The 24,211-nt window shown below is 42.2% G+C and carries 24 protein-coding genes; 12 read left to right on the forward strand and 12 right to left on the reverse strand.

What is annotated here, in order from left to right; translation table 11 throughout:
- Positions 1-296: 296 nt before the first annotated feature.
- The 5 genes from PL11201_RS27315 to PL11201_RS10565 all read left to right on the forward strand — a co-directional run bounded on the left by PL11201_RS27315 (position 297) and on the right by PL11201_RS10565 (position 3,331).
- Positions 297-533 carry an endonuclease domain-containing protein gene (locus PL11201_RS27315; RefSeq protein WP_255377594.1) on the forward strand — a complete coding sequence of 79 codons (237 nt, stop codon included), beginning with the start codon at positions 297-299 and terminating at the stop codon, positions 531-533.
- A 134-nt stretch (positions 534-667) separates the two neighbouring features.
- Entirely contained in the window at positions 668-856 is a 189-nt protein-coding gene (locus tag PL11201_RS27320; RefSeq protein ID WP_255377663.1) for an endonuclease domain-containing protein, read from the forward strand.
- Entirely contained in the window at positions 840-2,816 is a 1,977-nt protein-coding gene (locus PL11201_RS10555) for a S8 family peptidase (protein ID WP_079678528.1), read from the forward strand. The genes PL11201_RS27320 and PL11201_RS10555 overlap by 17 nt, the downstream gene beginning before the upstream one ends.
- 63 nt (positions 2,817-2,879) lie before the next feature.
- Positions 2,880-3,086 (forward strand): cyanobactin biosynthesis system PatB/AcyB/McaB family protein, encoded by a 207-nt coding sequence (locus PL11201_RS10560; protein ID WP_079678529.1) that lies wholly within the window; start codon positions 2,880-2,882, stop codon positions 3,084-3,086.
- Positions 3,087-3,133: 47 nt separating this feature from the next.
- Positions 3,134-3,331 carry a cyanobactin biosynthesis PatC/TenC/TruC family protein gene (locus tag PL11201_RS10565; protein ID WP_079678530.1) on the forward strand — a complete coding sequence of 66 codons (198 nt, stop codon included), beginning with the start codon at positions 3,134-3,136 and terminating at the stop codon, positions 3,329-3,331.
- Between the two features lie 118 nt (positions 3,332-3,449).
- Here the strand turns inward: PL11201_RS10565 and PL11201_RS10570 are convergent, their stop codons facing one another.
- The 5 genes from PL11201_RS10570 to PL11201_RS10585 form a co-directional block, all read right to left on the reverse strand.
- Entirely contained in the window at positions 3,450-3,599 is a 150-nt protein-coding gene (locus tag PL11201_RS10570) for a transposase (RefSeq protein ID WP_369821839.1), read from the reverse strand.
- 142 nt (positions 3,600-3,741) lie between these two features.
- Entirely contained in the window at positions 3,742-4,374 is a 633-nt protein-coding gene (locus PL11201_RS10575; protein ID WP_339394362.1) for an ISAzo13 family transposase, read from the reverse strand.
- Entirely contained in the window at positions 4,364-4,495 is a 132-nt protein-coding gene (locus tag PL11201_RS27325) for a hypothetical protein (RefSeq protein WP_255377596.1), read from the reverse strand. The genes PL11201_RS10575 and PL11201_RS27325 overlap by 11 nt, the downstream gene beginning before the upstream one ends.
- Positions 4,496-4,728: 233 nt before the next feature.
- Positions 4,729-6,276, reverse strand: coding sequence for a serine hydrolase (locus PL11201_RS10580; RefSeq protein ID WP_144017727.1), 1,548 nt, complete (start codon positions 6,274-6,276; stop codon positions 4,729-4,731).
- 9 nt (positions 6,277-6,285) lie between these two features.
- Positions 6,286-7,044 carry an RNA methyltransferase gene (locus PL11201_RS10585; protein ID WP_079678531.1) on the reverse strand — a complete coding sequence of 253 codons (759 nt, stop codon included), beginning with the start codon at positions 7,042-7,044 and terminating at the stop codon, positions 6,286-6,288.
- A gap of 48 nt (positions 7,045-7,092) precedes the next feature.
- Here PL11201_RS10585 and PL11201_RS10590 point away from each other — a divergent pair, with 48 nt between their 5' ends.
- Entirely contained in the window at positions 7,093-7,239 is a 147-nt protein-coding gene (locus PL11201_RS10590) for a DUF2256 domain-containing protein (RefSeq protein WP_079678532.1), read from the forward strand.
- Between the two features lie 26 nt (positions 7,240-7,265).
- Positions 7,266-8,198, forward strand: coding sequence for an isoaspartyl peptidase/L-asparaginase (locus PL11201_RS10595; RefSeq protein ID WP_079678533.1), 933 nt, complete (start codon positions 7,266-7,268; stop codon positions 8,196-8,198).
- Positions 8,199-8,404: 206 nt separating this feature from the next.
- Here PL11201_RS10595 and queC read toward each other — a convergent pair whose 3' ends face one another.
- Entirely contained in the window at positions 8,405-9,079 is a 675-nt protein-coding gene (gene queC, locus PL11201_RS10600) for a 7-cyano-7-deazaguanine synthase QueC (protein WP_079678534.1), read from the reverse strand.
- 314 nt (positions 9,080-9,393) lie between these two features.
- Between queC and PL11201_RS10605 the strand changes: the two genes are divergently transcribed.
- Both PL11201_RS10605 and PL11201_RS10610 read left to right on the forward strand, forming a co-directional pair.
- The gene (locus PL11201_RS10605; protein WP_079678535.1) at positions 9,394-9,915 is read left to right on the forward strand and encodes a DUF4149 domain-containing protein; all 522 of its coding nucleotides are present in this window, start codon (positions 9,394-9,396) and stop codon (positions 9,913-9,915) included.
- A gap of 287 nt (positions 9,916-10,202) precedes the next feature.
- Positions 10,203-10,670, forward strand: a complete 468-nt coding sequence (locus tag PL11201_RS10610) for a DUF29 domain-containing protein (protein ID WP_079678536.1) — start codon at positions 10,203-10,205, stop codon at positions 10,668-10,670.
- Here PL11201_RS10610 and PL11201_RS10615 read toward each other — a convergent pair.
- The 4 genes from PL11201_RS10615 to PL11201_RS10630 all read right to left on the reverse strand — a co-directional run bounded on the left by PL11201_RS10615 (position 10,659) and on the right by PL11201_RS10630 (position 14,571).
- On the reverse strand, positions 10,659-11,792 hold the full coding sequence (locus PL11201_RS10615) for a DNA cytosine methyltransferase (RefSeq protein WP_079678537.1): 1,134 nt from the start codon (positions 11,790-11,792) through the stop codon (positions 10,659-10,661). The genes PL11201_RS10610 and PL11201_RS10615 overlap by 12 nt on opposite strands.
- 96 nt (positions 11,793-11,888) lie before the next feature.
- Positions 11,889-13,031 carry a beta-ketoacyl-ACP synthase gene (locus PL11201_RS10620; protein ID WP_079678538.1) on the reverse strand — a complete coding sequence of 381 codons (1,143 nt, stop codon included), beginning with the start codon at positions 13,029-13,031 and terminating at the stop codon, positions 11,889-11,891.
- A 178-nt stretch (positions 13,032-13,209) separates the two neighbouring features.
- Complete coding sequence (locus PL11201_RS10625) at positions 13,210-13,971, reverse strand: peptidylprolyl isomerase (RefSeq protein ID WP_079678539.1); 762 nt, start codon at positions 13,969-13,971, stop codon at positions 13,210-13,212.
- Positions 13,972-14,004: 33 nt separating this feature from the next.
- Positions 14,005-14,571 carry a photosystem I assembly protein Ycf4 gene (locus PL11201_RS10630; protein ID WP_079678540.1) on the reverse strand — a complete coding sequence of 189 codons (567 nt, stop codon included), beginning with the start codon at positions 14,569-14,571 and terminating at the stop codon, positions 14,005-14,007.
- 345 nt (positions 14,572-14,916) lie between these two features.
- Here PL11201_RS10630 and psbD point away from each other — a divergent pair, with 345 nt between their 5' ends.
- The 3 genes from psbD (at position 14,917) to PL11201_RS10645 (ending at position 19,224) form a co-directional block, all read left to right on the forward strand.
- On the forward strand, positions 14,917-15,975 hold the full coding sequence (psbD, locus tag PL11201_RS10635) for a photosystem II D2 protein (photosystem q(a) protein) (RefSeq protein ID WP_079678541.1): 1,059 nt from the start codon (positions 14,917-14,919) through the stop codon (positions 15,973-15,975).
- On the forward strand, positions 15,959-17,341 hold the full coding sequence (psbC, locus tag PL11201_RS10640) for a photosystem II reaction center protein CP43 (RefSeq protein WP_079678543.1): 1,383 nt from the start codon (positions 15,959-15,961) through the stop codon (positions 17,339-17,341). The genes psbD and psbC overlap by 17 nt, the downstream gene beginning before the upstream one ends.
- Positions 17,342-17,496: 155 nt before the next feature.
- Positions 17,497-19,224, forward strand: coding sequence for a mechanosensitive ion channel family protein (locus PL11201_RS10645; RefSeq protein WP_079678545.1), 1,728 nt, complete (start codon positions 17,497-17,499; stop codon positions 19,222-19,224).
- 229 nt (positions 19,225-19,453) lie between these two features.
- Here PL11201_RS10645 and PL11201_RS10650 read toward each other — a convergent pair whose 3' ends face one another.
- A complete protein-coding gene (locus tag PL11201_RS10650; protein WP_339394358.1) occupies positions 19,454-21,403 on the reverse strand; it encodes an N-acetylmuramoyl-L-alanine amidase in 1,950 nt (649 codons plus the stop codon).
- A 356-nt stretch (positions 21,404-21,759) separates the two neighbouring features.
- A complete protein-coding gene (locus PL11201_RS10655) occupies positions 21,760-23,970 on the reverse strand; it encodes an ATP-binding protein (RefSeq protein WP_079679557.1) in 2,211 nt (736 codons plus the stop codon).
- Positions 23,971-24,211 lie beyond the last annotated feature (241 nt).

Below are 24,211 nucleotides of genomic sequence, written 5' to 3' on the forward strand. Positions count from 1 at the left end.
AACATTACCATCTGTTTCTACCCCCCTAACCCCCCTTACTAAGGGGGGGATAAGAGGAAGCAGGAAGCATCCCTAGCTACTCTTACTAAAGGGGGAATAAGAGGAAGCATCCCTAGCTACTCTTATTAAAGGGGAGAATAAGAGGAAGCACCCCTAGCTACTCTTAGTCAGGGGAAATTAAAAGCCTTTAGCCCCCCTAAAAGCCTTTAGCCCCCCTTAGTTGGGGGGTAGCCACCAGGGAATAAAAAGAACTATGTATTAAAGAACAAAATTATGATTAAATATGACTAAACTATATGACTGAACTTTATAACAGAAATTCCGAAAAAGAGAAACGACAATTTTTACGCAATAACATGACGGCGGCCGAACAAAAATTGTGGTTACAACTTAAAGGAAAGCAATTAGAAAACTGTAAATTTCGGCGACAATATAGTGTATCTCAATTTATTATTGATTTTTATAGTCCAGAAATTAAACTCGCTATTGAAGTTGATGGCGACAGTCACTTTCAAGAAGGAGCGCAAGAATAAGCTGTTGAGCATTTAAACTGTATATTTTAGAGGCTGAAACCCCTTACTGGCTTGGATCGTCTCGAAAATTTAGATAATTAACAGCTTACGACCGAGAAAGACAACAGTTTATCGAGTCAGCTAGAATTACTTTTCTGAGGTTTACCAATGATGACGTATATGATAATATTTCAGCAGTTTGTGAAGTCATCACAGAAAAAATTCAATCCTTAAGAAAGCCTTCAGAAGCCCCCCTTAGTCAAGAAAATCTTCCAAAAGCCCCCCTTAGTAAGGGGGGTTGGGGGGGGGTAAAACAAATACAATCAAATGAACAAAATGACTAACATTCCCGGACTGAAAAAACTATGGTCAGAAACTAGAGGTGATCCTAAAATTTGTGTCGCTATACTTGATGGTATAGTTGACCAAAATCACCCCTGTTTCATCGGTGCTGACTTAACCCGACTTCCTAGTTTAGTTTCGGGAGAAGCCAACGCCAACGGCTCCATGTCTGCTCACGGCACTCATGTTGCTAGTATTATATTCGGTCAATATGATTCACCAGTAACAGGAATTGCTCCCAATTGTCGGGGTTTAATTGTTCCCGTTTTTGCTGATGAAAGTCTAAAATTATCCCAATTAGACTTATCTCGTGCGATAGAGCAAGCTGTTAATAACGGAGCACAAATTATTAATGTCAGTGCCGGACAATTAACTGATGCAGGAGAAGCAGATACTTGGTTAGAAAAAGCTATCCAATTATGCCAAGAAAACAACGTATTGCTAATCGCAGCAACGGGAAATGATGGCTGTGAATGTTTGCACGTCCCCGCCTCTTTACCGACTGTTTTAGCAGTGGGAGCAATGGATGATCAAGGTAAACCCGTTGACTTTAGTAACTGGGGCGAAGCATACCAAAAGCAAGGCATTCTTGCCCCTGGAAAAGATATTTTAGGAGCAAAACCGGGCGGTGGTACAGTCAAATTGAGTGGGACAAGTTTTGCGACTCCCATTGTGAGTGGAGTTGCAGCTTTATTACTGAGTTTACAACTCAAAAGAGGGGAAAAACCTGACCCGCAAAAAGTTAAAAATGCTCTTTTACAAAGTGCTACCCCCTGTAATCCCAAAGATACCAATGATTTAAGTCGTTGTTTAATGGGAAAATTAAACATCCTTGATGCGATAGAATACTTAACAGGAGAAACCATGTCCGAAGGATTAGAATTAGAAAGCGTAGAGGCTTCTGGTTGTGGTTGCCAAGAGACTCAAATTAACGAGTCTGAACTTGATAGTGAACTACAACCCGCATCGGAAATAAACCCCGATGAAATAGTTGCTTCTGTGACGACCCAAACCCCGATTAATATTCCCTCATTCCCTCAACAAATTACAACCCAACCCGTTATGTCCAATCGTACCTCAAATTTTGTGACTGCCAGTGAAGCCCCTAGCGAACTTGAAGGCAAAAACTTAGTTTATGCTTTAGGTGTTTTGGGTTATGATTTCGGTTCAGAGGCTCGCAGAGATTCCTTTAAACAACTGATGCCAGGAGTTAGTATTGAAGGAACAATGATTCCTGCTAATCCCTACGATGCTCGGCAAATGGTAGATTATTTAGGAGAAAATTTACCCGAAGCTAAAGCGTTAATTTGGACACTTAATTTAGAGTTAACTCCTATTTATGCCATTGAACCCGTAGGCGGTTTTTCCCGAGATGTTTATGAGGTTTTACAATCACTTTTAGACGGGCAAATTCAAGAAGAAAATAATCCCGAATTTGTGCAACGAGTTAGTATTCCTGGTGTTTTAACCGGACGTAGTGTTAAGTTATTCTCAGGACAAGTTGTTCCGGTAATTGAAATTAATAATACTCGTGGTTTATACGGCTGGAAAGTTAATACCTTAGTCAGTGCCGCAATTGAAAGTGTGCAAGCTGAAGCTGGTGATGCTCAAGAAGATGCCATTCGCCGCACCTTAAGCAGCTTCTTAAATCGGATTTATTATGATTTACGCAACTTAGGTACAACCTCTCAAGACAGAGCTTTAAATTTTGCTTCTACAAATGCTTTCCAAGCCGCCCAAACCTTTGCTCAAGCGGTGGGTGCAGGTTATGAATTAGATAGTATTACCGTAGAAAAAAGTCCTTTCTGTCGTTTAGATAGCGATTGTTGGGATGTGAAATTAAAATTCTTTGACCCGGAAAATAGCCGTCGCGCCAAAAAAATCTATCGCTTTACCATTGATGTTAGCGATACCATTCCTGTCACCTTGGGTGAAGTTCGTTCTTGGTCAAGCGCTTATTAACCCCCCCTACCCCCCTTATTAAGGGGGGAATTAAAAATAAATAATCAGTAAGGATTAAATCAAATGAGATTACCTAACCTTTCCCCTCCTGTTAAAAGACCTGATGTTATTTATCCCCATCATTCGGTTGATGTGGTTCATGGTACTGTTGATGAATTACTGAGTATTCGCTTAAAATTATTACACGGTGCTAATTATAACGACCCCGCAGCTTTTGCGAACCGAAGCTATCAACAACTTAAATCTTCAGGTTGTCGATGTGGATTTTAATATAGGTTGTGGTTTTTACTTAAATTGAACAAGGAGTTAAGGGAATTATGAGCAAGGAAAAAAATCCAAAGGCAGAAAATAAAGTGACTAAATCTATTAGCAAACCCGAAAAAAAAGAAATTCAACAAGATTGTCTCATGACTGGACTTTCGGATTATGGTTTTTGGTCACAAAAGGTTAAAGAAGAAGTTGCAGCCCGAAAAGAGCCTGATGCTCCTTTCCGTCGGGGTCGAATTTGGTGTTAGTCTTGGTGCGATCGCAATTCAGGATCAAGTGCAGTTAAATTAAAGAGCGATCGCTGTTAATTATAAAAATAGCGATCACTTTGGGGTTTCTGGTGTAGTATAGCAACCGCCAAGGCGGTTAGGACACAAGACGCAGTACATTCTCAATTGCCTCTCGTAAGGAATCAAAGTGAGTTAATTGATGACGGATTCGACTCTTTAACCACGACCAAGAGTTCTCAATCTTGTTAAGATCAGGTGAATAGGGTGGTAAGGAATGAAAAATCAATAAATGGATTAATGAGTGAGTTGAGGTACGGCTCGATAGTTCCATTTGGGTAAATAAGCTGTTAATTATCTAAATTTTCGAGACGATCCAAGCCAGTAAGGGGTTTCAGCCTCTAAAATATACAGTTTAAATGCTCAACAGCTTATTCATCAAAAACAATTTTCAGAGTTTTTTTGAAATTATCAGTTACCTTTCGACCAGTTTCATAGACTTGATCAACGACATTAACAACGACAGATAGCCCTGTATTAGTGCGAGTTTTTTCCATGAGAGTTTTGACCAGAGCGAGACTGGTAAAAATTACTCCTTGACAAGCTCTAGTTAGATGAGGAAAAAGTCGATGTTCAATGGGATTATATTTAGATGTATAGGGAGGATAATGAGCAATTCTGATCTCAATTCCAATTTCATTCACTAACTTTTGTAAATCCTGTTTAAAAATATAATGATTAGCATTATTACTGCCACCCCCATCACACTTAGCTAAAATTGAATTAGCATCAGGATAGAGGGCTTTTCCATAATAATTCCACCAATGTTTAAGAGCTTCACAAGCAAATTCACTGGTATCTTTACTATTGCCTAATGTTACATATCCTCGGTTTTTTTGAGTATCGTAAATGCCATGGGGAATAACTTTTCCATGACCTAAGCTCCAAAAATCATGATCTAAAGTAGTAACAGGCTCGGTTGTATACAGAGTACCTGGACGATATAAATTTCCTAGAACTTCCTTCTTTTTAGTATCAAAACTAATAATAGGATTAGATGATATAACTAATTCCTCCCCAGCCCAATTTTTGAGCCTCTATTGCTGCATATCTTCTTTTATCTTTTTCTGATAAAGAGTTATAAAACTTCTTCATTTCTTCTTGAATTAAACTAGAATAAAACATGGGTTTTCGGGTCAAGCTGTGTAATTCAATCGAAAAATCTGTTGCCAGGTTCTCTCGATTTTTGTAAAATCTGCCATCAGTGGCTATACTTCATTATATCTAATAATTCATCAAGTTATTACTTTCCCATTCCTTAGTTTGAATTTATCTCTTTTTTAGAGAATATTTTTATTAAAATTATCTTTAAACAGTTAGATGGTGCATGGACTGGCGCTGACATACCCTACAATTAATTAGGGTTTATCATCTTGAACCTCATCGGGAGTAGTTGGCAAATCGGAATTGGGTTCGGGGTCGGTAGCAGTATCAAAATATTGATAAATAGTAGAAGAAATTTGACGAATTAGTTCATTAGCTTGGGGATCATCCGCTTCTCTTTCAACTAAAACTCCCACTAAATAACGCTTACCATTAGGCATATCAATTAAACCAATATCCCCAGAAACCGAGTCAATATTGCCCGTTTTATGAGCAATAAACGCCCCCTCTCCTAAACCACTGGGTAATAAAGAACGATTACGAGTTTGCTGCATAATTCTTAACATAAAATCTCGGGATTTCAAAGAAACTAACTTTCCCTGATTGATGTCCGCCATTAAATTAACTAAATCCCTAGCACTGGTTTTATTTGTTCCTTCCAAATCAGGAAGAATATTTTGCATTTGAGTTTGTTTTAATTGCCAAGAAGCAAACTGTTGATTCAAGGATTCAATCCCACCCAACCGATCAATTAACATATTTGTGGCGGTATTATCACTGTTGGTAATCATTAAATTTGCCGTTTCCAGGGCTGTAAATTTACTTCCAACTGGTTTATCTTGCAATTCTCCAGACCCCTTAGCAACGTGTTTTGCCTCCATGGTTAAAACTTCATCTAAACGTAGCCTGCCTTCATCAACTGCTTGGAAAAATGAGACCAAAATCGGAACTTTAATGGTACTGGCGGCTGGCAATGCCTCTTGCCCCTGAATATCCACATACTTTCCCGTATCTAAATCTACTAAAAATACCCCTGGTTTTAACTTAGGTGAATCCTTCGCCAAACCCAGAATTGCTGTTTTTAAATCCGAGGCTTCTTGAGTTAATTGTAGGGATGAAACTAAAGCATTAGAAGACTTAGAATTTTGTTCTTCCAGGCTTAAATTTACGGTCTGATCCGCCGCAACACTAGAACGACCCAAGGCATTTAAAGCTGATAAAATTGTCCCCGAAATCACACCAATCCCTATTCCTAAAATTAGTAACCGGGTGGCATAAACCATCGGAGACACCCGACGTTTTTTTCTCACCCGTTTTACTGATTTATCCCTAGGGGCAAGCGGAAGGGTCGGAGCCGGAGCCATAACCCCCTCCGGTCTGCGAGAACGACGGGGAGCCGGATCAGTAGGCTTACGAAAGGGCAAAACAGAAGCACCCGTAGCCCCATTAGATGGGCGTTTACCAGGGGTTGATCGGGGTTTACGAGATTTAGGCGGGACGGGTTTTTGTCGCAGTTGGGAAAGCAGGGGATCAAAAGACTCCAAACGGCGTAAATCATTATTCTGCCCTTGTTCCGGGGATGGAGAGCGACGAGGGGCTGTTTTTACCGGAGACCGACGGGAGCGACGCTTAGGTTGTGATTGAGAAACCTTGCCATTACGGGATTTTGGCTCAGAGGACTTAGAGCCAGACTTATTAAAGGAAAAGATTGAGAATAACGACTGACGAGGAGATCGTTGAGCCACACCTAAACACCTGACTAGAATTTTACTTTTCAGTGATTCCTGGTAGAGACGTTGCATGCAACGTCTCTACCGTGATTCTGACAATGCCCATTCTACTTGACTTAGAATACCGCGTAACATGGCCACTTCTTCCGAGGTTAAATTAGCTCGATTATACAAACGCCGAAATTTTTTCATCCGACTATTGGCGGTATGGGGATAAACATATCCAATCTTGAGTAATATCGCTTCCAACTGTTGATAATAACCCTCTAAGACCTCTAAGGGAACCGTAGAAGCCGGGGGAATTTCTGGGAAGTTTTTTGTCCTCTCTTGAGGTTCTAACACACAATATCGTAATTCATAACAACACACCCCCACCGACTGGGCTAAATTTAAAGACGGATAAACAGAAGTAGACCGAATTCGCAAAAACCGTTGAGCATAACTCAATTCATCATTATTTAATCCCCGATCTTCCGGCCCAAAAATCAAAGCCGAGGGACAATCTAATAACCAAGGTAAAACTGTTCTGGGATCTTCTAAATCCGTAGGTAAAGCATCGGATCTAGATCTGGCCGTGGTGGCGATCGCCCGTTGACATCCCACTAAAGCCTCCGGTAAAGAAGACACCGTGATCGCCCCTTCTAAAATATCCCCAGCGTGAACCGCCATTCTTTTCGCCTCATCCCCCAGGGGATCGCACTGAGGATTCACTAACACTAACTGCCCAAGCCCCATATTTTTCATCACCCGGGCAACAGAACCCACATTTAAAGGCCCGGCGGGTTCCACTAACACAATTCGGATCGGGGTTAAGGGGGTATACGGTAAGGTCTGTGACATGGAAATGATATGATCATTCCTGAATTAAAGCGACTTCAATAACTTAGCATGGCACGTCAGCGCTCGAAGTCCGACTTACCGAATAAGATTTGTCCCGTTTGCGATCGCCCCTTCACCTGGCGAAAAAAATGGGCCGACTGTTGGGAGGAAGTCAAATACTGTTCCGAACGTTGTCGTCGTCGCCGTTGCGCTTAAAAATTATCCATTTTTATCATACATTCATGGCCGTTCAACCTAAACTAATTATTCATGGCGGTGCTGGTAGTTCCCTGCAAGGTAAAGGCGGATTAGAAGCGGTACGCAAATCCCTCTATCAAGTGATTGACCAAGTTTATCCCCTCCTGCTCCGAGGAGCGAGTGCTAAAGAAGCGGTAGTCCGTGGTTGTCAACTCCTAGAAGACGATCCCCGATTTAATGCAGGCACAGGTTCCGTCCTGCAATCCGATGGCCAAATCCGCATGAGTGCCGCCTTAATGGATGGAACCCTCCAACGCTTCAGTGGCGTGATTAACGTTTCACGGGTGAAAAATCCCATAGATTTGGCCGTTGTTCTACAAGACGCCTCCGATCACGTTTTATCCGATTATGGCGCCGCCGAATTAGCCCGGGAACTCCAGTTACCCCTCTATAACCCCCTCACCGACCAACGCTTACAGGAATGGCTCGAAGACCGCAAGGACAATTTTAGACGCACCATGGCTAATGTGGTTTCCGAACCCGCAGGAACCGGAACCATCGGGGTTGTGGCTTTGGATCAACGGGGTCAATTAGCCGCCGGGACTTCCACCGGGGGTAAGGGGTTTGAGCGGATTGGTCGGGTGAGTGACTCCGCCACTCCAGCCGGAAATTATGCCACTACTCAAGCTGGGGTGAGTTGTACGGGCATTGGGGAAGATATTCTCGATGAGTGTTTAGCCGCTAAAATTGTCATCCGAGTCACCGATGGTCAGTCTTTACAGACCGCCTTTAAAAAATCCTTCGCTGAAGCCCACGAGCATCAACGGGATTTTGGGGCGATTGGGATCGACAAAACTGGGGCACTCGCCTGGGGAAAAACCTGTGATGTGATTCTTTGCGCCTTCCACGACGGCCAAAATAAAGGAGATAGTTTAGAAGCCGATAAAGGAACTCAGGTCTTTTCCGATCGCATTTAACTCTACCAACCGTAAGGAGAAAGCTAAAAAGCCCGGAACTAAAGTTCGGGCTAAGAGCGATCGGCATCTAAAGATGACTCAAGACTGATCTTTCTTAACCCGTTTTAACGGGTTTAAGCTTTTAGCCCGAAATTTATTTCCGGGCTTTCGGTGCTCAATCTCAATACACCCAACCCCAATCTCGATAACCCGCCCTCCTTGATCAACTAAATATAAGCAATCGGATCTGTTAAGTTGAGTTCAGCAAAAGCAGCTAATCGTAAACGGCAGGAATCGCAAACACCGCAGGCTTGTTCCTCTCCTGCATAGCAAGACCAAGTAAATTCCCAGGGAACTCCTAAGCGATTTCCCAGTTGAATGATTTCTGTTTTTGCCAAATGAATTAGTGGAGATTCAATCGTAATCGGATCACCTTCTCGACCTTGTTTTGTTCCTAATCTAAAGACTTCTTCGATCGCTTGAATATAATCGGGACGACAATCAGGATAACCCGAATAATCTAATACATTCACTCCAATATAAACTTTACGAGCGGCGATCGCTTCTGCATAGGCTAAAGCAAAACTTAAAAAGATAGTATTCCGAGCCGGAACATAAGTAATTGGAATAGTTTTAGCCATTATTTCCGGGGATCTATCCTGGGGTAAATCAAGGCGATTATCGGTTAAGGCCGATCCCCCCCATAGACTCAAATCAAAAGTGACGACTTGATGTTCAACAACTCCCGCAAATTCAGCTATTTTTCGCGCGGATTCGAGTTCTTTTCGATGTCGCTGTTGATAATCAAAAGAAAGGGCATAACACTCACAACCATCGGCTTTTGCTTGGTATAAAGCCGTTGAAGAATCTAAGCCACCGGATAATAAAATAACGGCTTTCACTTGAATTATTTATCCTTTTTCTTAGTGTTGATTATATCTGGGTTAATTTTAGCAAAAATTCATGCCATCCTACCATCTCCTCTAAAAGTAACAATTTTTACAATTAAAAAACCGTGTTTTCTCGAAAGATTGAGGCTGTCTAAAAAAATGATTTCAAAACTCAGTTTTTATCCTGTTTAAGAATCAAGAGTTAAAGATTTATATTTTTTTGTAAAGTTTTGTTATACAAAATACTTCACATTCTATTGTGAAAATATTCGCTATTATAAAAACTAAAGACAGCAATTATATATCTATACAAGGTAATCATTACTATGGCTACTATCTCTAAACTAGAATATCATCCCACACGCTGGCTGACACTGGTGTTAGCCACCCTCGGATTATGGATGGCGGGAAGTTTAATTCTTGACTTTGTAATTATGCCAACCATGTATGTTTCTGGCATGATGGAAGAAACCGGATTTACTTCGGCGGGAAGTCTGATTTTTTCAGTCTTTAACCGGGTTGAATTAGTTTGTGCGGCGGTTGGTTTAACGGGTTTAATTGCTTTAGCGATGAACCTTCCTGAAAAATTCAGTAGTCGCCTACGGACAATCACCGGATTATCGCTTTTTCTGTTAGCGATCGCCATGGTTTACACCTATATTCTGACCCCTCAAATGAGTGCATTAGGAATTAACTTAAATCTGTTTAATGGATTTAACACAATTCCCGAGGGCATGAACCAACTACACTTAAGTTATTTTACCCTAGAAATGATTAAATTATCCGTTTTAGGGACAATTTTAGGCTGGTGTTATCGTAACCACAGTAAACTCGATCTCACATTCTAAATTAATCCTAAAAATTAAAGTAGGTTGGGTTAAGGTAACAAGACTCAACCTATTTTTTATATATTATAGCAGTCGCAATAACGCTGAGGAAATGGATTACCGCTTTCGCGGTAATGACAGCCGTTGACACCGGGGGCGGTTGCTATAATTATAGTGAACGAGGACTTTTACCCCATATTTTAGCATTTCTGGCTAACGGTTAGAACCTAGAGTGGTGTATTATTTATGTTCCCTATTCCCTATTATTAATTTGCTATAATTAAAATTAACTGAGTCTAGGATATCTCATGACAACCCAAATCCCCATCACAGAATCTAAACAAACTTCTGATTTATACGAAGAAGATTATCACTTGTGGTTAATGAATACTATTCATCAGTTACAACATGGAAAATTAGCTGAAGTTGATAGGGTTAATTTAATTGAAGAATTGGAAGCTATGGGAAGAAGTCAAAAATCAGCAATTGAGAGTAATCTCAGAATTTTATTAATGCACCTATTAAAATATAAGTATCAATCTGATAAACGAACGAATAGCTGGCTATTTACTATTCGAGAACATCGCAAAAGATTACGAAATGATTTTAAAAGTAGTCCGAGTTTAAAGCGATATTTTCTTGAAGTTTTTCAAGAATCTTATCAGGATGCCAGAGAATTAGCTGCGGATGAAACGGGATTATCAATTAATACTTTTCCTGTAGAATCACCGTTTTCTCAAGAGGACACCTTAAACCCTGATTATCTACCGGAGTGATACTAATTGACGGTTTTCTTGATTCGCTAATTTCAATCGTTCTTTAATTGATAATTTTTGTAAATTTTCACTTAACTCATATAAATTAACCTGCTGATATTTCCCTGTAAATAAAGGAATTAACCCTTCAACTAACGCCACAATACCATCAGGAGGAACCGCATTCCCAATTTGGCGGCGAATTTCTGTAAATGTTCCTTCAAAGATAAAATCATCAGGAAAAGATTGTAACCGAGCGCGTTCACGATTAGTTAATGCTCTGGGTTCATTGTAATGGTATCCCCAAGTTCCGCCGCCACCTCCTGCGATAATAGTGGTTGAAGGTTGGTCAGGGTGTAAACGTCGATAAACATGACTAATCATGCCTTTAACATAATATTCACTATCTTTAGGAATATCGGTAAAATTGCCACCGGGTTTAATCCGTTTTAAAATTTCAATGGTTCTCGGTTGGATTTTTTGATGTTCATTATTATTGGAAATATTTTCGACTCCTGCTAAGGCGTCCGATGCAGTCCGATAGGGATATTTTCGATTTAACCCATATTTCGGTTGAGGATGAATAAAATTAAACCCCGTATCTTTTCTAATACCGACTAATAATACCCGTTCTCGAAATTGAGGAACCCCATAATCCGCAAAATTATACAGTTTGGGTTTAACTAAATATCCGGGTTCTATATTTTCAAAGTCAGAAATAATCCGTTGAATTGCTTGATAATTATTTGCACTGAGTAACCCTTTCACATTTTCAGCAATAAACGCTTTCGGTCTTTTATCTTGAACACATTTAAGAAAATAAGTATATAAATTTCCCCGTTCTCCTTCTAACCCCGGACGTTTCCAAATCATTGAAAAATCCTGACAAGGAAAACCGCCCGTGATTAAATCCGCATCAGGAAGTTCAGCAATATTAATATTTTCAATTTGATTATGAACAATTACATCCGCAATATTCCGGCGAAATGTTTGACAAGCATCTCTATTCGCATCAATCGCCCAAACTACTTTAAATCCCGCCTTATGCAAAGGTAAATCCATGCCGCCACATCCCGAAAATAATGACAGGGTGGAGGGAATATGCTCCCATTTAATTTTTGATAACCGTTCAGTTAATGACATTATTTATTGGAGTTAGCTTTAATTAATTAAGGTTATTTTGTTGGGATGAGTGCCCTTGTAAAGATTGCGCTGAAGCGCAACAACGGCCAACAACAATTAGGCTTTACTCATTGCAATAATAGCATTTTGTCCGCCAAATCCAAAACTAAAACAGAGAATATTTCTAACCATACTAGAACGAACACAGGTAACAAAATCCAAATCAAATTCCGGTGTTTTTAAACCCACACAGGGGGGTAGAAGTTGCTCGTTTAATGTCATTAAACCAAAAGCCACTCCTAACGCTCCTGACGCCCCTAATGTGTGTCCCGTCGCGCCTTTTGTTGAACTTACTGGAACACCTGGGGGGAATAATTGTTTAATTAATTTAACTTCATGGTCATCATTTAATTTTGTGGCGGTTCCATGGGTATGAATATAATCAATTTCATAACTGGATAAATGACTATTTTTTAAACAGTTTTGAATGGCGGCGATCGCACTTTTTCCCACTCGATCAGGTTTACTCCCATAACAAGCATCGGCGGTCAATCCAAATCCTAATATTTCCCCATAAATTTCAGCCTTTCGCCGTTGGGCTAAATCCTCTGATTCTAAGATAAAAATAGCCGCACCTTCCCCTAAAACCAATCCCTCTCTATTTCGATCAAAAGGATAGCAACCTGTGTTAGCTAAGGCTCCCATTTGTTCAAATCCTGCTAAAGTTAAAGGAGTAATAGGTGCTTCCACAGCCCCGACAATCACCCGTTCGTACTGTTTGGTTTTAATCAGTTCAAATCCTTGGGCGATCGCCCAAATTCCCGTAGAACAAGCCGCCATTGGTGATAGAATAATTCCAGTAGAACCTATTTTTTTAGCTGCATTTAAGGCAATATTAAAAGATAAATAGTCTACGAATTTGCTTAAATTAATCCCTGCATCTTTTCTTGGTAAGGTGGGGTAAGATCCGGCTAATTGTTCTAATTTTCCCTGATATCCCCGACTCGAACCGATGACAACCCCACAGTCTAATAAAGGGGGGTTTAAATTAGCCATAATTAAGGCATCGGCTATCGCTTTTTCTAATAATTCCGTAGGATCGGAAGGAATATTATTAATTAAAGCCAGAGGTTTAGTCGGAAGTTCACCGAAAGGTTGATGGGGTGATATTCCTGACTGACCCGATAACAATTGTTTCCAGGTTGTTTCTAAATTTCCTAATGCAGAGATTAAACCAATACCAGTAACAATAACATTCATTATTTGTGAGGAATTAGAAATCAGAAATTGGGATTTTAGAGTGATTCTGACTTCCTGGACTTCAGCTTACTGGCAATTTTTAGGGTGGGTGTCCTTGCCGCTATATGATAAGGTTTGAGCAAGTTTCACGGCTTCACCCACCCTAAGAAGCGTAATATTTACACTTCTTAATAGTTCATTAATTTTTCAGGTTTTCCAACCCTTGTGTCACCTTCGCCGAGTCAATGCGATCGCCCTGTTTAATCTGATCAACCACATTCATCCCATCGGTAACATTCCCAAAAACCGCATAACTCCCATCCAGAAAAGGCAATTCTGCTAAGGAAAAATAGAACTGAGAAGAAGCAGAATCGGGAAATTGAGAACGGGCCATGGCTACAGCACCGCGACGGTGAGATAAAACGGGTTCTGCGGTGATCCGGGCGCTTTCTAAAGTTTGACTATAAATCGGCTGTTCCGCGCCTTTGGGCTTAATTTCCAAAGGAATCATGCGTTCTTTCGAGGTAGCCGGATCAATAAATCCCCCAGTACCTAATCTAGCGGTGGGGAACTTGGGATCTTTACTTTGAGGATCGCCCCCTTGAACCACGAAGGGATCAGGCTCACGGACAACCCGATGGAAGGCCAGACCGTCATAAACTCCCTTATTAACCAGATCAACAAAGTTTCCAGCCGTAACCGGGGCATTCGTTCCGTCCACTTCAATCGTAATCGGCGATCCTTTGACCGTCATTACCACCGTAGCTTTTCCATTTAATTGAGGTAAATTTGTTGTCATAGGTTGAGTTGGATTTTGGGAAATAGGTGTAGCAGCTTGACTACCAACAGGATTGTTATTTTGGGTTTCGGCGGAGGTTGTATTAGTGGCACAGCCCCCGAAGATTAATACACAAATCAGCAAAACTGGTAAAAACCATTGCTGTGTGTTGAGTTTTTTCATCTTAGGTTTCAACTTTTTTGTCAGTCGGAGGTTCTAAAGTCCTTCTAAGGGGACTTGTAAAAACTTAGCTAATTCTGCCCCTTGATTTTCCACATCAGACAGAGGTAGGGGTTGGCCTACACGGGTTAGGGGGATTTCCCGACGGTCTTTGAGTTTGAGATACAAAGCTCGACGGGGGTTAATTCCATCCTTGATATCAACACGAATGGATTGAATATCATTAAGGCTGCTACTGAACTCAACCCTGCGGTTTTTTCCAGGAAACCCCCATCGGAAAATATTAACTTTTCCCGTATCCCAGTTAAATTCATTGTATCCCCCGCCTAAATCCCAGAGAATCACTAGCCATAAATACAAAGCCAGTAATAAAGCGGCAGTTCCATATAACCCCATGACAATGCCTTGGGGGATAAAGATCAGTTGAGTCGGATCGGCGAAGGGCAAAAGATTAATTTTCAAATAGCTGGAAATACCGGATAAAAGGAAACCCGTACCGCCAATAGTGATCACAATAGCCCACCAGTAGTTGCTGAAACGACGGGAACCCGTAACTTTCTGAGAAAGAATTTGATTCGTTGTAGTCTTTGTTTGGGTACTCATGAAACCTAGGAGTGTGGATCTTGACCGTTGACACCTTTGCCAAAATTGTTAACTGTAATATATAGTTATGTTAACTTGCTTAACAGTCTACCGCTAAATGTCCCCCGGTTAAACGAGGGAAAAAGCTGGAGGCGATAAGCATTAGACCAAATTACTGAACAGTTTATCCCGCAAGGGATAGAAACTGCTTTGTCAGACCTTCGACCGAACAGAGTTCGGCATGATTCCCACAGAAGGTCAAACCAGTAAAAGGGTCAACCCAGGCAAAAATCGCAATTCCGATTGATTGCTGGGTACTTCACGAAGGATAATGTTTTACATAAACCCAAGAGGATCGTTCACCCAATGACTATAGCAGTCGAACGGCCGCAAGTTGAGAGAGGCACCTTTGATGTCCTCGACGACTGGCTCAAACGCGATCGCTTCGTCTTCGTGGGTTGGTCAGGAGTTCTGCTGTTCCCCTGTGCTTATCTAGCTCTCGGTGGCTGGTTAACTGGAACAACCTTTGTGACTTCCTGGTACACCCACGGTTTAGCAAGCTCTTATTTAGAAGGCTGCAATTTCATCACCGCCGCCGTCAGTAGCCCCGCCAACAGCTTGGGACATTCCCTGCTGTTCCTCTGGGGGCCGGAAGCTCAGTGGGATTTCACTCGCTGGTGTCAACTGGGCGGTTTATGGGCTTTTATTGCCCTCCACGGTGCTTTTGCCCTGATCGGCTTTTGTCTGCGTCAGTTGGAAATTGCCCGTTTAGTCGGTATTCGTCCCTATAACGCCATTGCCTTTACTGGGCCGATTGCGGTGTTCGTCAGTGTATTTCTGATGTACCCCTTGGGTCAGTCTAGTTGGTTCTTTGGCCCTAGCTTTGGGGTAGCTGGAATCTTCCGGTTTATTCTGTTCCTGCAAGGCTTCCATAACTGGACGCTGAACCCCTTCCACATGATGGGAGTGGCGGGAATCTTGGGTGGTGCGCTGTTGTGCGCTATTCACGGAGCGACGGTGGAAAATACTCTGTTTGAAGATGGAGACAAAGCCAATACGTTCCGGGCTTTTGAACCGACTCAAGCGGAAGAAACCTATTCGATGGTGACCGCCAACCGTTTTTGGTCACAAATTTTCGGGATTGCTTTTTCCAACAAACGCTGGTTACACTTCTTCATGTTGTTTGTGCCAGTCACGGGCTTGTGGATGAGTTCCATCGGGATTGTGGGTTTAGCACTGAACCTACGGGCTTATGATTTCGTCTCCCAGGAATTACGGGCGGCGGAAGATCCTGAATTTGAAACGTTCTATACCAAGAACATTCTGTTAAATGAAGGTCTGCGGGCTTGGATGGCTCCTGCGGATCAACCCCACGAAAACTTTATTTTCCCTGAGGAGGTATTACCGCGTGGTAACGCTCTCTAATACTTCTTATGTCGGCGGCCGTGACCTAGAATCCACTGGATTCGCCTGGTGGTCAGGTAATGCCCGTCTGATTAATTTGTCCGGTAAGTTGCTGGGCGCTCACGTTGCTCACGCTGGTTTGATCGTGTTCTGGGCTGGGGCGATGACCCTGTTTGAAGTGGCTCACTTCGTTCCTGAAAAGCCCATGTATGAACAGGGTTTGATCCTGATCCCCCACATGGCTACCCTCGGATGGGGTGTGGGCCCTGGTGGTGAAGTGATCGATACCTTCCCCTACTTCGTGATTGGGGTTCTGCACTTAATTTCCTCTGCGGTTTTGGGTTTAGGCGGCATTTATCATGCTGTCCGTGGCCCGGAAGTCTTAGAAGAATATTCTTCTTTCTTTGGTTACGACTGGAAAGACAAAAACCAAATGACTAATATTATCGGGTATCACCTGATTCTGTTAGGTCTGGGTGCTTTCCTGTTAGTCTTCAAAGCCATGTTCTTTGGCGGTGTCTATGACACTTGGGCACCTGGTGGTGGTGATGTCCGCATCATTACCAACCCCACCCTCAACCCAGGGGCGATCTTTGGTTATCTAACTAAAGCTCCCTTTGGTGGAGAAGGCTGGATCATCGGTGTTGACAACATGGAAGACATCATCGGTGGTCATATCTGGATTGGTCTGATCTGCATTGCTGGCGGTATCTGGCACATCCTAACCAAACCCTTTGGCTGGGCACGTCGGGCTTTAATCTGGTCTGGAGAAGCTTATCTGTCCTACAGTTTGGGCGCTCTGTCCCTGATGGGCTTTATCGCTGCTTCTTATGTTTGGTTCAATAATACTGCTTATCCCAGCGAGTTCTACGGCCCCACAAACGCTGAATCTTCTCAGGCTCAGTCCTTTGTGTTCTTAGTCCGTGACCAAAAACTGGGAGCCAATATCGGTTCTGCCCAAGGCCCGACGGGTCTGGGTAAATACCTGATGCGTTCTCCGACTGGGGAAATCATCTTTGGTGGAGAAACCATGCGCTTCTGGGATTTCCGTGGCCCCTGGTTAGAGCCTCTGCGTGGGCCGAATGGTCTTGACCTCAACAAGCTGAAAAACGATATCCAACCTTGGCAAATTCGTCGCGCTTCTGAGTACATGACCCACGCCCCTAACGGTTCGATTAACTCCGTGGGTGGGATCATTACCGAAGCTCAAGGGTTTAACTATGTTAACCCCCGGGCTTGGTTGGCTGGTTTCCACTTTATCGTGGGCTTCTTCTTCTTGATTGGTCACCTCTGGCACGCGGGTCGCGCCCGGGCTGCGGTGGCTGGCTTTGAGAAAGGCATTGACCGGAAATCGGAAGCTGTACTTTCTATGCCTAACTTAGACTAGGGTTTTACCTAGACGTCTAATCACTGCTTAGATTGTTAATTAAAGACCCTGCCTGATTCTTCAGGTGGGGTTTTTTATTGGCACAAAAACCGATATATAATAATTTGCTAAATAGCAACTCAGTCTCATCAATAATTATCAATCAATCCTCATTTATGTTAAAAATACGGGTTTTTCAGAAACGGCCCTTTTATCAATTTATTTTAGGAATAGGAATTGCCTTATTTTCTTTGATCTTAACTTGGAGTATTCCACCGACACTTGCACAGAGTGATTTACCCAGTGATATTAACCCCCTAACCTCGATTGTGCGGGTGGGAAATCTAATTTCTGCACCGGTGGTTATTGATGGTTCTGAGTGGTTTAGGGTGGCAATGGAAATTCCTGCTGATGCTAATGAAAAAAATAAGGGTTTCTCGATTAAACAACGGGCAAAAATTATTCAAAATGAAATCTATGGGATTTTAGATAATCAATTGTACGGGGGAGGATTAGCTCAGGGTTTTAATTATGATGCTCTGACAGTAACCTCCAAAACTGATAAGAAAGGAAACACTCAGATTTTTGTAACTGACAATGGGGAATTGCAAGAAAGAGCAATTCTTACGGTTACTGTTGCCGACGCAGAATATAACGGTTATTCTCTTAAAATCTGGTCTAATAAGTTAACAGAAATTATAAAATTTGGTTTACAGAATAGCCATAAACAGCGCCAACCTACCTATTTATATCAAGCGGGTTTATGGTCATTGGGGGTGCTTTTATTCTCCGCTTTATTCAGTTTTGGGGTCTATTTATTACAAAAACGTTTGGCTGAAAAAAAACAGACTCTTAAAGAACAAAAACCAGAATTAAATTACTATCTCGAAAGTGCCAATAATAATCCTACTGAATTGAATGATACGGCGCAATTAGCCGAAGTTGAAACCCAAGTCAGAAACTGGAGAAAGAAATATAATACAAATCAGTTTCACCGATTGGTTTTGAAAGTGATTCAAGGGTTAATTTTGTTATTGGCAGTTTGGAAAATTACTGACTTTTTCCCACAAACGCGATACTTTTCCTATTTGATTACTCAAGGGCCTGAATATATCTTAATAGTAGCAATTATTGTGGGAATAATCATCCGCATTAGTAATCTTGCTATTGACTCTTTTTTGGCATCTATTCAAGAACATCATCAAAATGATAATTTCACTCCCATTGCTATCCATCGTCAGGAATTACGTTTTTTAACCTATAGTGTTGTTTTAAAAGGGATGGCTAAAGCTATCTGGATTGGGATTGGGTTTATTGTTGTTTTAGACTCTTTAGAAATTCCTGTAACCCCGGTAGTTGCTGGTTTAGGGATTATAGGTTTGGCTCTCTCCTTTGGTTCGCAAAACTTAATTCGAGATGTATTAAATGGAGTTTTTATGCTCCTAGAAGATCACTATGCTGTCGGAGATTTTATTACCGTTGGGGATATCTCAGGTGTTGTTGAATATATGAATTTACGGATTACTCAAATTCGGGGAAAAGAAGGACGCTTAACCACCATTCCCAATGGAAGTATTAATATTGTGCATAATCAAACTAAAGACTGGTCAAGAATAGATTTTAAAGTGAAAGTTACCTATAATTCAGATATTAATTTGGCTTCAAATATCATGAGAAAAGTGATTGGAGAAATGAAAAATGAACCCGATTGGCAAGACCTGATTCTTACTCCTATTGTTTGGGATGGGGTGACTGATTTAACTACTTCTGGGGTTGAATTAAATATAGCAATTCAAACCCGTCCTGGAATGCAGTGGAATGTTGCTAATGAATTTCGTCGTCGCTTAAAACTTGCTTTTGACTATCACAAAATAGAGTTTTTATCTCTACCATATTGGTCGTGATCAATTAAGATTATTAATCAGAGCTTAATAACAACTATAGCAATCCTATTTGAGTTGTGTTCAAAATTCCTAAGTAAAAGGGAACAGGGAACAGGCTGCGCCGTGAGCCGTGAGCCAGTCGAACGGTCGAACGAGAACAAGGAACAGGGGTAATATTTTTTGAAATTTAATCATTGTGGTAGGGGAAATTCATGAATTGCCCCTACCACAACCTATTGCGGTGAGTAGTTCAATATCGGTTATCCCTTAAATATTGCAGAATCCCTTGGGCGATCGCTTGGGCCATGCGCCCCCGTTGAGAGGGATCGCCTAACATATAGGCATCATAATTATTAGTGACAAACCCCGTTTCCACTAATATCGAAGGCATAGAAGTATTTCGCAGCACATAAAAACGAGCGGTTTTAATACCCCGATTAGGGATTTGGGAAAAACTACTAATCACGCTGTTGTGAATATATTGGGCTAGACGATCTCCGCTGCTGTAGTAGTAGGTTTCAATCCCACTAGCCGCCGCATTCGTAGCCGCATTGGCGTGAATACTCACAAACAAGGTTGCATTCATCCGATTCGCCATGTCTACCCTGGGTTCTAACTCAACGGTGCGATCGTCCAAACGAGTCATCACCGCCTGTACTCCATTTTGCTGCAAAATCTGCGCCACCTGTTGAGAAATCGAGAATACCACATCTTTTTCTTGCAGTCCTCCCACACCGACAGCACCAGCATCACTACCCCCATGTCCAGGATCAATAATTACCACCGCCCGACCATTGGAAATCGGATTATTAGCGGGGGGATTAACGGTACGGGGGGGAAAGGGGAAAGGATTGGGATTCGTTCGAGGAGGATTAGTTCTAGGGGTAAAGGGTCTGGGGTTAGGAGTGGGAACCGTAGCAACGGGGGGACGAACCGAAGTTCTAGTTCCTAAGCCCTCTCCCACAAAAGCTAGGGCAAGCTGTTGAGGACTACCTTGGCTAATTTGTCCCACTTCAATGCGGGTTGCCGGTTTAATCAATAGAGTAAAAGTTTCCGGGTCTTCCCGACGTACCCTTGTCCAAATAATCGGACTTCCCACCTGTCGTTGTGGTAAGGCAACGCCTTCAGCCAAGGCTGCGGAGAAAAAGGTAATACTATAGGACTGAGTTTGATTATCCCAACCGCTACTATAGTTCAGAGGCTGATCGGCTTGGATCAGAAGTTGTTGATTGCGGATTTCAACGGAACGAATTTTAGCAAATCCCCCCGACAATTGAACGGCTGGGGGAGTGCTTCCCTGGGGCCAAACAGCCACTCCTCCGGCCGATGACCGGGCTTGCCAGTTTTGATTCCGTTGCGGGGTACTCATGGTTACCCGAACGACTGGGGGGTTATTTGAGAGTTGGGTGACTTGAGAAACCGTCACTCCATCTCGGTTGACCTGTTTTCCAGTGCCGTTTGAACGGGCAGCTAAGGTGGCACCGAGAATATCCAAAGTCATCCAACTCCGATCTTGACTTTGTTTAAATTCAATATCGGCCATTTTGCCCGTGGTATGCAGCACAATCCCATTATCCCGCACCTCGACTTGAGCTAAGGTGGTTTGAGGCTGCTGGGAAATAGAACGATTAACGGTCTGTTGAGGTAGGGTCGCAGGCAGACGAGCAGGTGCAGGAGGTCTGAGAGGAGGAGTTTGAGGTATAGCTAGAGCAGGACGGGTTGTTGCTGTTACCTGAGTAGGAGTAGGTGTGCCGACGGCTTGAGGCGAGGGTAGTTGTACCGTCCACTGAGTCGGGGAAATCCCCCTAAATTGTACTCCTTGAGGATCGAGAGTATAACCATCAACTAATTCCACCACAATCCTTGTGGTTTGGTTATCGACCTGGCCGACTCGAATTTCCCGAATTGCTCCTCCAATTAATTGTTGACGGTTGACGCCCCCTAAACTGGTTCCGGGCAAATCAATGACTAATCGGGCGGGGTTGGAGAGCAGTTGAGCTTTGGGTTGTACCCCCCCATCGGTTGTAAAGCTGAGGCGGTTTTGAGAGCTTTCAAATTGCCAAGATTGCAGACTGGCTGCTTTGGCGGGAGAGGTCAGGATAAAAAAGCTGACGAAACCAGGCATTAACCAACGCAAAAATAGAGTTTTTCCCATTCGTGACACGCTAAGAACCTTAATTAACAATTGAATTTGGGTCAAGGTTTGACACTCCCACAGCCACACCAAAAAGGGATTCTAAGATGTCGTCGGTCATTGCCGGACAATCCGAGGCTTGAATCCTAACACCATCAATAAACACGGCGATCTGTCTTTTCTGAACAGAATCAACAAAGCGAGTGCATCATATCATAGTTTAGCGATCGCCTACGACAGCAGATAACCCATCACCAGTTTGAAAGGATTTTCCTATAGCATAGTTAAGGATTAATTAATCGCTTTCACCAAGATTTAGGTCTAACTTTTGATGTGTTCCCTCTGAGGTTAATCATTTATTATCACTGTTTTTCATCGGTTGCTGCATTAATTCAGTACGATCATGATGGATTTTCGTGATCCTATCCTTTAGCAATAGAGATCGAGGGTTCCCCCATAAAAACATCATTACTAAAAGATGAAGATGGCGTTTCTTCCTGAGATACTACTAAATCAAACCAAAAGGTTGTTCCGATGCCTAACTCACTAATTAAATGAACTTGACTTCGATGTTTTTCAATAATATTTTTCACAATAGACAATCCTAATCCCGTTCCTTCTAAGGTATGAACTCGATTTTCTACCCGGAAGAAACGAGTAAAAATAGCATCTTGGTCTTCCGGTGCAATTCCAGTTCCCGTATCGGAAACTTCAGTTCTAATATAACGAGTTTTAGGTGAATTTCCCGTTAAATGTAAATCGATAGGACGAGGGGGTGGTGGGGAAATAATCCAGCCTCCTTTTTCAATTTCTTCGACTTCTTGATTTTTCTTAAAATCATCTTCTTCTAATAGATAAACTCGAATGATTACCCGTCCCCCCGAAGTGGTAAATTTCAGAGCATTTCCGACCAAATTAGTTAAGACTTGCAACAATAAATCATAATGTCCTAACACCAAGGGTAAATCTGGTTCTATTTCTCTACTCAGTTCAATTCCTTTATCCTTGGCATTTAGTTGATAGGTTCTCAAAGTTTGTTCTACCACTTGTGCCATATCAACGGGTTCAAAATTATAGATACGACAGGATTCTAAGCGAGACAAATCTAACACATCATTGACTAAACGAGTTAAACGGTCAGTTTCATGGTTGGCGGTAGCCAAAAACTCCTGTCGCTGTTCTTCGGTTAAATCCTCTCCATAATCATGCAGGGTTTCAATAAAGGATTTAATATTAAATAATGGTGTCCTTAATTCATGGGAGATATTACTAATAAACTGACTCTTAGCATCATTTAACTCGACCTCACGGGTGATATCCTGAATTGTCATTGCAATCCCTTTTAAACTTTCCCGATAATTGTCTTCCCCGGGAGAATTTGACATCGGATTATAGTCATATAAAGTACATTCCTGAACATGGGGACGTTCGGATAATTCACAACTATTATCCGTATCATGAATACAGCTATGACAAAGGGGTTCAGCACCTGGAGATTTATGTAATAAAACCGTGGTTAATAAAATCCGTAATGTCCGATTTGTTGGTTCTCCCAGGGAACAACGAAACTCTCCGCCATCTAAATTTCCACTGGCAATTTTTTGTAAAGGTTGTGATAATTCTTCTACCACCATTGGCGGTAAAAAATTGAGAACATTATTACCAATAACCGTTGTACCTTCCCAGCTAAATAGACGTCGGGCGGTGGGATTCACTAAAATTAAATTTAGTTCAGCATCAATTAAAACCGCCCCATCTGCAATGGTGGAAACCAAGGTTTCTAACTTGGCTTTTTCTGCGGTTAATTCTTCAATATTTTGTTCTTCAAAGCTTTCTAGGCGTTCTGCCATTTCATTGAAACTGGAAATTAATTCCCCCAATTCTCCCCCAAAGGGTAAATCAACCCGTTGATTAAAATTTCCTATGGCAATATTTTTAACTCCTTGGACTAATTCTTTAATCGGTTGAGTAATAGTTAAGGCATTAAATACCGCCCCTAAAATTACCATTACCCAAATTGAAACAAATACCGCTAAAGTCACATCCCGGGTTAAATTTGATGACACAACAACGGTAGGATTAGGATTAATTCCAATGGCTAAAATCCCTAAATAATTCCCATTGTGCATCATCGGCACAAAAACATCCGTCACCTCTCCGGCGGGTGTTAAATGTTGTCTCACCATTGGCAAATCGGCAAAATTTCCTGACTGTACACTAGCCAAAAAATTATCGGGTAATTGCATCCGCCGCCGCAGGGTTAAGGAATTTTGTACCGCCGAATCAGAAAAGGGCAAACCCAGATAAATTTCCCCCTCTTGATCTGCATATAACATATAACGGACACTGGAGGTACTGGTGTAAAATTGACGGGAAAATCGTGCGACTTCATCCCGTTTTTCTTCCGCAATTAAGGGGGCGACATTGGCGGCTAATAGTAATCCTAAATCTCGACCGTAACGGGTATCGTTGATGCGAGCATCTTCTTGAATCGTGTTGACGGCCCAAAACGTTAAACTACTCATCAACAGAGAAACTACCAGGGTCGCCCCCGCCATTAACCGAGTTTGCAGGGTAAACTCTGACCACCATCTGCCAATAATCTCACCTATTTTTTTGAGGAGTTTCAACATTTGTTGACGATTTGGGGGTTGACGGTTGAGGGGTAACTCTGTGTTCATCGGCGATACGGGAATGATTTGGTGATCTGTCCATATACCATATTTGCCTATAGAGACCCAGAGTTGTGTCCCAATACAGCGTTAAGTTTTGTTAACACACACTATACATAGTAACAGGAGACGGGGAAAGCGGGGGAGCAGGGGGAGTGGGGGGAGCAGGGGAGGCAAGGGGAGGTGGGGGGAGCAGGGGAGG

Source organism: Planktothrix sp. PCC 11201 (genome assembly GCF_900009135.1).
Classification (GTDB): Bacteria; Cyanobacteriota; Cyanobacteriia; order Cyanobacteriales; family Microcoleaceae; genus Planktothrix.